12 protein-coding genes are annotated in these 13,818 nt (G+C 42.8%); 7 read left to right on the top strand and 5 right to left on the bottom strand.

Annotated elements, in window-relative coordinates; genetic code table 11:
• Positions 1-348: 348 nt before the first annotated feature.
• The gene (locus KQI22_RS13345) at positions 349-501 is read right to left on the bottom strand and encodes a hypothetical protein (RefSeq protein WP_216553267.1); all 153 of its coding nucleotides are present in this window, start codon (positions 499-501) and stop codon (positions 349-351) included.
• A 4-nt stretch (positions 502-505) separates the two neighbouring features.
• Entirely contained in the window at positions 506-1,231 is a 726-nt protein-coding gene (locus KQI22_RS13340) for a hypothetical protein (protein ID WP_216553263.1), read from the bottom strand.
• A 356-nt stretch (positions 1,232-1,587) separates the two neighbouring features.
• Here KQI22_RS13340 and KQI22_RS13915 point away from each other — a divergent pair, with 356 nt between their 5' ends.
• Complete coding sequence (locus tag KQI22_RS13915; protein WP_253293648.1) at positions 1,588-2,220, top strand: TetR/AcrR family transcriptional regulator; 633 nt, start codon at positions 1,588-1,590, stop codon at positions 2,218-2,220.
• Positions 2,201-3,049 (top strand): alpha/beta fold hydrolase, encoded by an 849-nt coding sequence (locus tag KQI22_RS13330; protein ID WP_216553260.1) that lies wholly within the window; start codon positions 2,201-2,203, stop codon positions 3,047-3,049. Before KQI22_RS13915 ends, KQI22_RS13330 begins: the two co-directional genes overlap by 20 nt.
• Before the next feature lie 249 nt (positions 3,050-3,298).
• Here KQI22_RS13330 and KQI22_RS13325 read toward each other — a convergent pair whose 3' ends face one another.
• The 3 genes from KQI22_RS13325 to KQI22_RS13315 are packed head-to-tail and all read right to left on the bottom strand — an operon-like array spanning position 3,299 to position 7,877.
• Positions 3,299-4,774, bottom strand: coding sequence for a sensor histidine kinase (locus KQI22_RS13325; protein ID WP_216553257.1), 1,476 nt, complete (start codon positions 4,772-4,774; stop codon positions 3,299-3,301).
• 11 nt (positions 4,775-4,785) lie between these two features.
• Positions 4,786-5,493 (bottom strand): response regulator transcription factor, encoded by a 708-nt coding sequence (locus KQI22_RS13320; RefSeq protein ID WP_216553254.1) that lies wholly within the window; start codon positions 5,491-5,493, stop codon positions 4,786-4,788.
• 14 nt (positions 5,494-5,507) lie between these two features.
• Entirely contained in the window at positions 5,508-7,877 is a 2,370-nt protein-coding gene (locus KQI22_RS13315; RefSeq protein ID WP_216553251.1) for an endonuclease MutS2, read from the bottom strand.
• Positions 7,878-8,000: 123 nt separating this feature from the next.
• Between KQI22_RS13315 and KQI22_RS13310 the strand changes: the two genes are divergently transcribed.
• The 5 genes from KQI22_RS13310 to KQI22_RS13290 all read left to right on the top strand — a co-directional run bounded on the left by KQI22_RS13310 (position 8,001) and on the right by KQI22_RS13290 (position 13,685).
• Positions 8,001-9,296, top strand: a complete 1,296-nt coding sequence (locus tag KQI22_RS13310; protein ID WP_216553248.1) for a S1C family serine protease — start codon at positions 8,001-8,003, stop codon at positions 9,294-9,296.
• 10 nt (positions 9,297-9,306) lie between these two features.
• Positions 9,307-10,251: a 3'-5' exoribonuclease YhaM family protein gene (locus KQI22_RS13305; protein ID WP_216553245.1), complete on the top strand. Its 945-nt coding sequence runs from the start codon at positions 9,307-9,309 to the stop codon at positions 10,249-10,251.
• A 53-nt stretch (positions 10,252-10,304) separates the two neighbouring features.
• Entirely contained in the window at positions 10,305-11,786 is a 1,482-nt protein-coding gene (gene rlmD / locus KQI22_RS13300; protein WP_216553242.1) for a 23S rRNA (uracil(1939)-C(5))-methyltransferase RlmD, read from the top strand.
• Positions 11,787-12,165: 379 nt separating this feature from the next.
• Entirely contained in the window at positions 12,166-12,303 is a 138-nt protein-coding gene (locus tag KQI22_RS14150; RefSeq protein ID WP_253293647.1) for a topoisomerase DNA-binding C4 zinc finger domain-containing protein, read from the top strand.
• A 29-nt stretch (positions 12,304-12,332) separates the two neighbouring features.
• On the top strand, positions 12,333-13,685 hold the full coding sequence (locus KQI22_RS13290; protein WP_216553236.1) for an ATP-binding protein: 1,353 nt from the start codon (positions 12,333-12,335) through the stop codon (positions 13,683-13,685).
• Positions 13,686-13,818: the final 133 nt, after the last annotated feature.

Raw genomic sequence — 13,818 nt, 5'->3', positions numbered from 1 at the left:
TCATTTGTACTTTGTGTACTGGTTTCTTTTGTCTTGCCATAAAATAAGGCCTCCTATGATTTTATATTTTATCATAGAAGACCTTAAAATCCTATTTACAGAAAAACTTTCACAGACTCGAGCTCGCATAGAAACGCAATCACGTTTGCCTACCCTGCGATTTGCTAGGAGCATATTTTGCACGAGCTCCAGCCGCCAAAAAGCGTGGCGGTCTCTCCGCTCGGCAAATGCTCCGCAAATCTCGGTCGGCTACACTATCGATTGCTTATTCTATGCGGTAATCCCTGTTTTTTATCCAGATAATTGCATAGGTGCAGGGTGTCATGTAGCATTAAATTCATTGCAAAATCAATGAAATATATATAAATATAAAGCTATTATAATCAAAATTATTACAATAGTTACCCACCCAGTACATTTTCTTTCATAGTCTGCTTTTGCTTTTCTATACCTTACATATTTCTCATATGCTTCATTATCTTTTTCTTGTTCGTTTTTCATTCAATCACTCCTCTGGAATATTAACATATCCAAAATGAAACTGTGAATTACTTATAACCTGCTTAAGATTACTACCCGTACTTCCAACAACCATCATATCAGCACTTAGCTTTGTCTCTTCACCGATATCAGTTATTTTTATCCATATCTTTCCAGTCTCGTTTTCTCCAAACTCCTCTGGGACAGCTTTTTTATCACCTGGACATCTAATATTATCTCTTGAAGAAACAATTTCAAGAATTTTTGCAGAGTATTTTATATCATTCTCATCACCACTAACTGCAAAAAGAATTTTTACAATTTCACCTTTTTTAATTATACGATTATAAAACTCGACCTTTTTCCTCTGCATTCCAGAATGAAGCGATTGTGTAGAAAACCAAGTATATCCCAAACCGTTATTATCACAGTTCCTAATATAAGCTTCAATCGTTTCTTTCCCATCAAGTGGATTTCCTTCTGTATCATAGGCTGTTGCCAGCTTCATGAAAACATAATCATTAACTTCCCTTACATCTGAGGCTCCTGCAACCATCTGTCTTGCTGATTCTATTCCAAGTGCCTTCTTTTTTAATTCCGTATATAGTTCTTCGTCTTGGCTCAACATATAAATATCTAACATTTCTGTTAGTGCAGTTGATTTCGTAATTCCTTTAATCCTACAAAATTCATCAAATATTCCTTGCGTTCGCTCATCAGCGTAAATTGACATATAACCGGGTCTAGCCATAGTAACACCTCCGTTTTTTGTACCGCATATCTCTATATAGGAATTATACAGTTTAACTTGGCTCATGTCAACAATAATGTACCGCAAAACTCTATCAATTAACAGCCGCCGATTCTGCTCTCTGCATTGGCTATGATTTATAAAGCGGCAGTTATGCTGTCGTTAAAAGAAAATAGAAAGGCATGGGAGATGCAGGTTTTGAAATTTCATGAAAAACTTCAGGAATTTAGAAAAAGCCGAGGTTTGATATGGGAAGAATGAGCCGAGGCAGGTCGATAGGATATTAATGAGGTCTTCCGTTAATCGGTCAATGGGTATATACTCGCATTAACCGAATCGGTTAACGGAGACAGCTTATGAATGATAAATTTTTTGCTTTGCCTGTAGAAAAACAATCGCAGATATTGAATGCTGCATATAAAGTATTTGCAACGAATCAATATAAGAAGGCACCAACTTCAGAAATTGCGGCAGAAGCCGGAATTTCTAAATCACTTTTGTTTCACTATTTTCATAACAAGCAGGAGCTGTATCTTTTTTTGTGGAAGCATGCAGCAGATTTGACAAGAAAATACATGTGTAAATATAAGGTATATGAAACAGATGATTTTTTTGAAATGATGCGTCGAAGTCTGATGGCTAAGTGTGCAGTGATGAGAAAATATACATTTTTATCCCTGTTTTCCATTAATTCATACTTTGAAACAGAGCCGGATATTCAATCAATCATCCAACCGGATGTACAGGATGCTGCCCAAACGACATTGGAAATGCTTTTGTCAATTTTGAATCTCGATTTCGTCCGTAAGGATATAGAGTTTACAAGTATATATAAAGAAATTCTATATGCTTCAGAAGGGATGCTGAAGTATTGGTACAGAACAGGGAATTATGATGTAACTGCTTTTGAGCAGGAGTATCTGGAAATGATAAATCATTGGGAAACGGTTTATGGAAAGGGGACGGAAAATGACAGAAAACAGTTATGAGACACCCTGTGGCTGCATTCATTATTTTGTAAATATAATAGATAAACAGAGAATTACGTTAGTGTTTTTGCCGGGACTTACAGCAGATCACAGGCTTTTTGAGAAGCAGATAGAATATTTTGAGAAGAAACAGAATGTGTTTGTATGGGATGCACCATCACATGCGTTATCCAGACCATTTACAAATAATTACAGTCTGTCCGATATGGCACAATGGCTTTATGAAATCTTAGCAAAAGAAGAAATTTATAATCCCATCATTATCGGTCAGTCTATGGGTGGATATCTGGCTCAAATGTATATGGAATTATATCCGGATAAGATAAAAGGCTTTATCTCTATTGATTCTGCACCACTTCAAAAGTCTTATATGACTGCAATGGAAATACGGCTTCTTGAAAGAGCAGAGCCATTATATAGAATATATCCATGGAAAGCTCTTCTTAAGGCTGGTTCAAGAGGGTGTGCAGAGACGGACTATGGTCAGAAGCTTATGCGAGAGATGATGATGTCCTATGATGCGGATCATAAAGAATATGCAAGACTTGCTGGTTTTGGCTATAGAATGCTTGCTGAAGCAATCAAAGCAGATCTGCCATATCGTATCAGTTGTCCGGCATTACTTATCTGTGGAGAAAAGGATAAAGCGGGCTCGGCAAAAAGCTATAATAAGAAATGGCATCAGAGAGAAGGTTTACCGCTCATATGGATAAAAAATGCCGGTCATAATTCCAATACTGACCAGCCGGATGAAGTAAACAGACTTATAGAAGAATTTATCGGCGAGGTAGATAGGAAAGGGTGCAGGGTGTCATGTACGAGTAAATGACACATGTTTCCAGGAATTCAGGAAGAACTAAAAAGGAGATCGCATAGAATAAGCAATCGATAGTGTAGCCGACCGAGATTTGCGGAGCATTTGCCGAGCGGAGAGACCGCCACGCTTTTTGGCGGCTGGAGCTCGTGCAAAATATGCTCCTAGCAAATCGCAGGGTAGGCAAACGTGATTGCGTTTCTATGCGATCTCCTTTTGTTGTTATTACTTTGTGATTACCAAATCTGTTTATTTTGTATCATGCTATTTATTGTTTTTTTCAGTGCTTACCGTTACATCTTCTTCATCTTCATCCTCATCCTCGTCATCATCCTCTGCGCGGGCGATGGTGAAGATAAACTCCGTGCCGACGCCTTCCGTACTGATGACATTGATGTTCTCGCCGTGGGAATGAATGATCTCCTTGGCAATACTTAGACCGAGACCGGTTCCTTTCTTGTCCTTGCCACGGGAAAGATCTGTCTTGTAAAAACGGTCGAAGATCAGGTTGAGGCTGTCCTTCGGAATACCGATTCCTGTATCCTTAACGGAAACAAACAACTTATTTTTCTTTTCTCTTGTCTCGATCGTGATCGTAGAGTTGTTGTGAGAAAACTTGATGGCATTATCGAGCAGATTGTATAAAACCTGCTGGATCTTACTCTTGTCGCCAACCACGTGCATCACATTTCCTGTCAGCGTGAGTGCAATACTGATCTGCCGCTGTTCGCAGGAACCCTCAAAGGTTGCGACCGTATCACGGATCACCTGATTCATATCAAATACAGACTTTTCCAACACCATTCCCTTTGTATTTAAGTTGTTGAGCTGCAGCAGACTGTTTGTCAGCTTGGTCAGACGTTCTGTTTCGTTTAATACGATGTGCAGATACTTTTCGTGCATTTCCGGCGGGATCGTTCCGTCCAGCATTGCTTCAAGGTAACCCTTGATTGAAGTCAGCGGAGAGCGGAAATCATGGGAAACATTTGCCACAAATTTCTTCTGGTTGTCTTCCGATCTGGCAATCTCACTTGCCATATAGTTCAGTGTTCCGGCAAGATAGCCCATTTCATCACTGCTTTCAACAGTAAATTCATAGTGCATGTTACCGCTGGCATACTGCTCTGTAGCGTAAATGACCTTACGCAGCGGAATGTAAAACATTTCCGTAAAAAACAGAAGAATGATCAAAGACAGTAAAAGCAGCAGTACCATGGTAATGTACATGATCGTCAGATAGCCATTTCCCTGTTCATTTAAAAGTGAAACCGGCTTTGCAATGATCACATATCCCTGAATTTTATAATTGGACGTGATCGGACTGAAAACGATCAGCATATTCTGGTCATATTCTCCGAAGAAACTGCCCGTCGTGTAATAAGAATCCGCAGTAATGGAAGGCGTAAAATCATCAATGATCTGTGGATTTGCCACATCCGGCTGCTTGTCGGAATTGACCAGCACCGTTCCGGAAGGATTGACGACCCAGATCGTTGAAGATAAGTAGGTTCCGAGCGCGTGCAGCTGATGATAGGCGGATTCGATCGTTATTTCATTGTTATAAAGCTCGCTTGCATATGTTTTGGATACCATGGAGGCTTCCGCATAAAGTGATTCCGCATTTTCCCGTTTTACTCTTTCGTTGATGAGAGAGGAGGAGAAAGTGGCAACGACAATAAAGCTGAAAAATCCAAAAATGACATAAGCAAGGACAAATTTCAGGTAAAGCGTTTTTTTCATATGTAGCTCCCTTATTTCTGTGTCACTTCAAACTTATAACCGATGCCCCAGACGGTGGACAGATGCCAGCTTGGATGATCGCTGATCTTTTCGCGAAGTCTCTTGATATGAACATCAACCGTTCTGGTATCACCGATATATTCGTAGCCCCAGATCTGGTCGAGAAGCTGTTCTCTTGTAAATACCTGATTCGGAGAAGAAGCAAGGAAGTATAAAAGCTCCAGCTCCTTTGGCGGCATTTCTACTGTCTTTCCGCGGTAAATAACGGAATAATTTGTCAGATTGATTGTCAGATCAGGATATTCCACTTTTTTCGTATTGTCATTGGTTTCTGCCGGAACACTTCCTGATTTGAAACGTCTGAGAACTGCCTTAACTCTGGCAACCAGTTCCTTTGTATCAAAAGGCTTTTCCATATAATCATCTGCGCCAAGCTCCAGACCGAGTACCTTGTCAAATACCTCGCCTTTGGCGGACAGCATGATGATCGGAACGCTGGAAGTGGTACGGATCTCACGACAGACCTGATAACCGTCAATGCCCGGAAGCATCAGATCCAGCAGGATCAGATTGGGCTGGAAAGTCTCAAAGCTGGAAAGTGCGGATTCGCCGTCATAAACGATCATGGTCTCAAAGCATTCCTTTGTCAGATATAAGGAGATCAACTCTGCGATATTTTCATCATCATCCACGATCAGTATTTTCTGTTTTGCAACCATAGTAAAACTCCTTTCTATTTAAAAGTAGCGATCGTAACGCCTGCGTCACCTTCGCCGTATTCACCGAGGCGGAAGGAGGCAACATAAGGAAGTGCGCGTAAATGTGTCTGCACTGCGTTGCGGAGAGCACCGGTTCCTTTTCCGTGCACAATACGGACGGAAGGAAGATGTGCCATGTAAGCGTCGTCTAAATATTTATCAAGTGCGTTCAGTGCTTCATCCACTGTTTTGCCGAGCAGATTGATCTCTGTACGGACGTTGGCTGATTTTGCCATCGTGATCTTGCCGTAGCTGGAATGGGAGATCGTGCTTGCCGTGATATCATCCTCGGGGATCAGCACAAGATCACTGATATGCACCTTGGAACGAATAATGCCGCATTGTACGAATAAGTAACCTTTAGCGTCGGGCTTGGAGCTGACGGTTCCGCGCAGGTTCATGGAAAGCACCTTGACACGGTCACCCAAATGCAGCTCTGTAGCCTTGACCTTGGAACCTTTCGGTACCTTGGCTGCTTTCAGCGTCAGCTTGGAATCCTTTTCGGATATCTTTTCACGCACCTTGGTACGTTTCTGTTCCATTTCCTTCATGGAGCTGTTATCATCGAATTTCTGGAAGGAGCGGATCGTTTCATCCGCCACTTTTTTGGCATCTCGTAAAATATCTCTTGCCTGTTCGTTGGCATTTCGCAGGATTTCATCTTTCTGGGACTGCAGTTTTTCTTCCCGTCTGGTGAGATCGGCAAGTCTGTTTTCCAGCTTCTGCTTCTGCTCATCAAAATCTGCACGTTCGCGTTCCAACTGGACACGTCTTGTTTCCAGAGAGGACAGGACATCTTCAAAGCTCTCCTGCTCACTGCTGATCTGCTGGCGTGCTTTTTCTATGATCTTATCGGAAAGCCCCAGCTTTTCGGAGATCGCAAAGGCATTACTTTTGCCCGGAACACCGATCAGTAAATGGTAAGTTGGAGCTAATTTTTCTACATCAAATTCACAGCAGGCATTTTCCACGCCGTTTGTTGAGAGGGCATAGATCTTGATCTCGCTGTAGTGGGTGGTTGCCATTGTGTAACAGCCACGCGCCTGTAAGGTGGAGAGGATCGCGATCGCAAGGGCAGCCCCTTCTGTCGGATCTGTTCCGGCGCAAAGCTCATCAAACAGACACAGGGAACGGTTGTCAGCCTCCTTCATAATGTGGACAATGTTTGTCATATGGGAGGAGAAGGTGGATAAACTCTGTTCAATACTCTGTTCATCCCCGATATCCGCAAAAATCTCACGGAATACGCAGACTTCGCTTCGGTCAAGTGTCGGAATATGCAGTCCTGCCTGTGCCATCAGACATAAAAGTCCGGCTGTTTTCAGGGAAACTGTCTTACCACCGGTATTCGGACCTGTGATGATCAGTTGCTTGAAGCTATCTCCCAGATGGATATCGATCGGTACAACACTGTCCTTTTTCAGGAGCGGATGACGTGCCTTGCGCAGACGAAGGATTCCTTTTTCGTTCAGAACCGGTCTTGTTGCATTCATATCCATGGCAAGCTCTGCTTTGGCAAAGACAAAATCGAGAATTGTCATAAGCTCACCATTCCGCAGAATGGTATCTGCATACTCTGCCAGAGAAGCGGAAAGGGTGGCAAGGATCACTTCGATCTCATCTGCTTCCTGCTGCTCAAGTTCTTTTATTTTATTGTTCAGATCCACAACTGCCGCAGGCTCGATAAAAAGCGTGGAGCCTGTCTGGGATCTTTCATGTACCATACCGGGAACCTGCCCCTTACATTCTGCTTTAACAGGCAGACAATAGCGGTTGTTCCGCATGGTGATCACTGCGTCCTGCAGATAGGTGCGGTAGCTTCCGTTTACCATGGAAAGAAGCTGGGAGTGAATCTTTTCACCGGTAGAAGCAAGCTGACGGCGGATCTGACGGAGCGTGGAGCTGGCATCATCCGCATATTCATCCTCTGCGATGATGCAGCGGCGGATCTCTGTCTGGATGTTCGTCAGAGGCTCCAGTTCATCAAAAAAAGAGGAAAGACAGTCGGTATATTCCTTTTCCATACGACCGTAGTTTTTGATGCGTGTGACATTTTCAAGCTGTCCGGCGATCTGCAGAAGCTCTGTGCAACTTAAAGAACCGCCGATCGCGAGATGCTTGCACGCATAGGAAAAATCGTGGTTGTTTCCAAAGGAAATACTGCCTTTTTTGAACAGCCGGTCAAGTGCTGCTGCGGTCTGTTCCTGACGCAGGTCAATCTGAGAAATAGAGTTGCCCGGCTGCAGGTTTTCGCACATTTTCCGCCCCGGATCGGATGTTGCTTTATCTATCAATAAACGTATGATCTTATCGTATTCAAGAGTGTGTAATGCTTTCTGGTTCATAATAGCCTCCTTATCCACAAAGTATAACACAGGTAAGGCAAAATTACTATGCAAGGATTCTTGTGGAAATACCCTTAAAATGATATACTGAAAGCTGGTAACAGCTAAGGAGAAGAGTGGTAAATGGAAGAAAAAGATTATGAATTTGTGCATGAAACGATAAAGAAAAAGCCGGTCAATAAGAAAAAGCTTCTGCGCAGAACCGTTCTGACAGCCGCACTTGCTGTGGTATTCGGTCTGGTGGCGTGCATTACCTTCCTTCTGATCGAGCCGGTGATCAATAATGTGCTCAATCCGGAAAAAATCTCCAAGGTTGAATTCCCGGAGGAAAAGAAAGAGGTAAAGCCACAGGAGCTTTTGACGGAGGAGAGCGTTGCCCAGCAGGAAGTGCAAAGGCAGGAGGCAGCGGTGGAAGAAGCCAAAGAAGAAGCGATCCAGTCTGCTACAACCGCATTTGGGATCGACCAGTATGAAGAGCTGTATCAGGATCTATATGCCTATGCGCAGGATTCCATGGATTTTATGGTCTCCGTGATCGGGATTTCGGAGATGCAGGACTGGCTGCAGGGAACATTTGAAAATGAAAATATGACAGCAGGTCTGATTCTGGCAGACAATACTGCAGAGCTTTTGATTCTGGCAGATACGGGTTCGATGGAAAATGCAAGCCAGTATTATGTCAGATTTTGTGATAAGCAGATGACAGAGGCACATATCAAGCAGAAGGACAGTCAGACGGGGCTTACGATCCTCGCAGTTTCCAAGGATGATATCCATTCTGCAACGATGGAGGAGATCAGGATCGCTGAGCTGGGCATTTCGGGAGATGATGCGATCGTTGGTCAGCCGGTGATCGCGATCGGTGCACCGCAGGGAACCTACGGCTCTGTCAGTTATGGAATGATCACAGCCAATAAGGGCAGATTGAATCTGACAGATGCATCGTACAATCTGTTGACGACAGACTTGAATACAGGCACAGCACCGAGCGGTGTTCTGATCAATCTGGAAGGGAAGGTGCTTGGCGTTATGGCGGGCAGTGTCAGCGGACAACCGCTTACGGTCTTTGGTATATCGGATATCAAAACACTTATCGCAAAACTGTCCAACAATGAGAAAAGAGCTTATTTTGGTATCAAAGGCGTTGATGTAACAGACGATGCCCATAAGGAGATGGATGTCCCATATGGTGCTTATGTAACGGAAGTTGTCTCACAGTCACCGGCGATGCGTGCAGGTGTTTCCAATGGAGATATCATTATCAAGATCGGAGATCATCTGATTTCCTCATATAAAGAATACAGAGCAGTCATCCTGTCTCTGTCTCCGCAAAATGTTGTGGAAATGACAGTCATGCGGTTTGACGGAACAGAATATAAAGAAGTAATATTAGAAATCACAGCAGAAGAAGCAGAATAGGAGCAGAAAAATGAAATTTATCCAGGATTATAAAGAAGGCGACAGAGTATCAGATATTTATCTTTGCAAGCATAAGCAGCTGGCAACTACCAAGAATGGTAAGCCATACGAAACCGCTGTGCTGCAGGATAAAACGGGCACGATCGATGCAAAGATCTGGGATCCGAACAATATGGGAATCGGTGATTATGATGCACTGGATTATATTGAGATTTACGGTGAGGTAACTTCTTTTCAGGGAGCAAACCAGATCAATGTAAAGCGTTTGCGCCGTTGTCAGGAAGGTGAGTATGATCCGGCTAACTATCTGCCGGTCAGCAAGAAAGATATCGATCAGATGATGCATGAGCTGACAAGGCTTATTGACAGCATCGAAAATACATATTTAAAGGCACTTCTGCAGAGTTTCTTTGTGGAGGATGAGGAGTTCGTGAAGGCATTCCGCAATTCTTCCGCCGCTAAAACCGTACATCATGGATTTGTCGGTGGCTTACTGGAACATACGCTCAGTGTGACGAAGCTGTGTGACTACTACTGCGGCGCCTATCCGATGCTCAAGCGCGATCTGCTTCTGACAGCCGCAATGCTGCATGATATCGGTAAGGTAAAGGAGCTTTCCAGCTTCCCGGAAAATGACTACACGGATATCGGCAACCTGCTCGGACACATTGTAATGGGCTGTGAAATGACAGGCGAAAAGGCAGCACAGATCGATGGCTTCCCGACAGATCTGTTAAATGAACTCAAGCACTGTATTTTAGCACATCACGGTGAATTGGAATACGGTTCTCCGAAAAAGCCTGCATTGATGGAAGCAGTTGCACTGAACTTTGCGGATAATACGGATGCAAAGCTGGAAACATTTACGGAACTTTTAGAGTCTACATCCGAAACAGGCTGGCTGGGCTACAACAGACTGCTGGAAACAAATGTCAGAGCAACAAAATTATTATAAAACTGTATGCGCACGTATGAAATGTGTCAGGAAGGATAGAAACAGGATCATTTATGGAATATAAGAAAAACAGTCAGGTCGAAATCGAGATCACAGACACCGGTGTTTCCGGTGAAGGCATCGGAAAGATCGACGGATTTACACTTTTTGTAAAAGATGCAGTGCAGGGCGACAAAGTTCTGGCACTTCTGACAAAAGTAAAAAAGAATTATGCATACGCAAGATGTGAGAAGGTACTTGTACCTTCTCCTTTTCGCATAGAGCCGCGCTGCCCGATCTATAAGCCGTGCGGCGGTTGTCAGTTACAGGCAGTTGCCTATGACAAACAGCTTCAGATCAAACAGCAGAAGGTATTTGGCAATCTGCAGCGCATCGGCGGGTTTGCGGCAGAAGAGATCGAAAATGTGATGGAACCTATTATCGGAATGGAAGATCCGTATCATTATCGCAACAAGGCGCAATATCCGATCGGCGTAGATAAAGATGGCAATCCGGTGGCGGGTTTTTACGCCGGCAGGACACATTCGATCATTCCGGGCACAGACTGCTGTATCGGTGCAGAAACGGATGGTGTGATCTTGCGGGAAATCCTTGCCTTCATGAAACAGTATCAGATCTCTGCATATCAGGAAGAAAGCGGCAAAGGACTGGTGCGCCATGTACTGATCCGGACAGGCTTTACGACTGGTGAGATCATGGTCTGTCTTGTGATCAATGGAAAGAAACTGCCGCATGAGCAGGAACTGATAGCTGCACTTACAGAGCTGAAGCTGTGTGAGAATATGAAAACATCTGATGGCATACAGAAAAGTGCTGATGGAACGGAAGAGCAGCATGAAGACAAGTCGGAAAAACAGATTGTATCGATCTCACTCAGCGTCAATCAGGAAAATACAAATGTCATCATGGGAAAGGAGATCAGACTCCTCTATGGTAAGCCATATATTACTGATTATATCGGAGATGTGGCATTTCAGATTTCACCGCTTTCCTTCTTTCAGGTCAATCCGGTGCAGACAAAGAAGCTGTATGGAACAGCGTTAGCCTATGCGGACCTGCAGGGGAAAGAAACTGTCTGGGACCTGTACTGCGGGATCGGAACGATCTCCTTATTTCTGGCACAGAAGGCAAAAGCTGTTTACGGCGTAGAGATCGTACCACAGGCGATCGAAGATGCCAGAAAAAATGCTGCTCTGAATCATATGGAAAATGCTGCATTTTTTGTCGGAAAGGCAGAGAAGGTACTGCCGGACTGGTATGCCAAGCATAGTCAGGAAGAGAGCGAGATGGCGCATCCTGATGTGATCGTGGTGGATCCGCCGCGAAAGGGCTGTGATGAAAAGTGCCTCGATACCATGCTCAAGATGCAGCCTGACCGCATTGTTTACGTCAGTTGTGACAGCGCAACACTTGCCCGCGACCTCCGCATTTTGGTGGATGGCGGCTATACACTCCAAAAAGTCAGACCGATTGACATGTTCCCGATGAGCGTGCATGTGGAGAGTGTTTGTCTGCTTAGTAAAGTACAGAATTAAAAATACTGGATGTGTCTGGAATTCCTTGAAATAAGGGCTTTTCGGAGATTTGGGTTTGTAGAGATAGATACCTGAAGTTGGCATCAAAAATGGATAAAATGCCCGGTAATGAGATTAGCATAAATAGGTTGTGTAGACAAGAATGTTATCGGTGGGTTGAGTAGATAATAATGTTGTATATAAAAATGTAGGGTATTACTTTTAATAGATTTATATGAGCAGTTAGGGGGCAAATTAGAAGTTTCTATTGGAACACCTCAATATGATAAATCACAGGTAGATATTTTGGTTGATAATAATTTAATACAAGTGATTGATGCAAGTTCATTGGAAGGCTGGGGATATATTATTAAAGGAAAAAGCAGCACAGGAAATCGTGATGCAAAGAAAAAAATGTGATCCTACGATTTGCCCAGATTGTGGAGGAAAACTGAGAGAACGAAGTGGACCATATGGTAGATTCTACGGATGTATGAATTATCCGAAATGTAGATATAGTAGACCAATAAAGAAATAAAATTAGCAGTGGAAGGAGACGATTTCAAAGTGGCAGAAAGTCAAAATATTGAATGGAAAGAGTCTTGGCGCGATGAGTATTTGAAATGGATATGTGGTTTTGCAAATGCTCAGGGTGGGAAAATATATATCGGAATGAATGATGAAGGCAATGTGGTTGGAGTATCAGATTCAAAGAAATTATTGGAGGATATTCCTAATAAAATCACTCAATCGCTTGGTATTGTAGCGGATGTAAATCTTTTGTCAAAAGATGGAAAAGACTATATTGAGATAAATGTTCCTGCGTACTCTACAAGTATTTCATATAAAGGTGTATATCATTATCGCAGTGGTAGTACAAAACAGGTGCTAACAGGACCAGCACTTGAGAGTTTTCTAAATGGAAAACGTGGAGTTACATGGGATAATATGCCAATGCCTGCGTTTACTTTGGCTGATGTAGAGGATTCTGTTATTAATAGATTTAAGGAGTTAGCAGCAAAGAAAGGTAGAATTGAACCATCATTGTTAGAGGAGCCTAAGGAAATCTTATTGGAAAAGTTGCATCTTGCAGCAGGTGGTTATTTAACTAATGCAGCTATGATGCTATTTGCAAAAGATCCAGAAAAATGGCAGCTTGGTGCATATGTAAAGATAGGATATTTTGAGACTGATGCAGACCTGATGTATCAGGATGAAGTGCATGGCTCATTGATTGAAATTGTAGATAAGATTGTTGAATTGGTTTATTTGAAATATATGCGTGCAAAAATCTCTTATGTAGGTGTTCAAAGGCAAGAGAGATATTTCGTGCCGGAAGCTGCACTTAGAGAAACATTACTGAATGCATTATGCCATTCACAGTATAACTACGGTGTACCGATCCAGATTAGCGTATACGAAGATAAGATGTATATAGCAAATTGTGGACAGTTACCAGACAACTGGACAGCCGAGAATTTATTAGTGAAACATGCATCAAGACCGTTTAATCCTAATATTGCAAATGTTTTTTATTTGGCGGGATTCATTGAAAGCTGGGGTAGAGGTATAGAAAAAATATGTGAAGCTTGTAAAGCAGATGATTTGCCAGCACCTGAGTTTACTGTAAATCCAAGTGACATTATGGTCAAATTTACTGCTCCTGAAGATAGAGTTGTTCATGGCCCAGGCAAGGTGATCGATGGGGTGACCGATGAGGTGACCGATGAGGTGACTGATGCTGAAAGAAGAATATTGGATGAACTTAGAATAGATCCTGGCTACAGCTATGTGATGATTGCAGAGAACATAGGAATAAGTAAAAAGACAGTAGCAGCACATGTAAAAAGCCTTAAAGAAAAAGGCATTATTGAGAGAGTAGGAAATAATAAGACAGGACACTGGAAGATAAATAGTTAAAGGATAAGATTCAGGAGTCTGTGAAACTTTTTCTGTAAATAGGTATTAGCTAATAGGTCTTCTATGATAAAATCTAAATCATAGGAGGCCTATTATTATGGCAAGAGAAAAGAAACCTGTTCACAAAGTACAA

This window comes from Kineothrix sp. MSJ-39, from assembly GCF_018917935.1.
Taxonomy (GTDB): domain Bacteria; phylum Bacillota; class Clostridia; order Lachnospirales; family Lachnospiraceae; genus CAG-194.
Note: the sequence above shows the minus strand (reverse complement) of the source record. Positions and strands in the feature narration are given on the sequence as shown.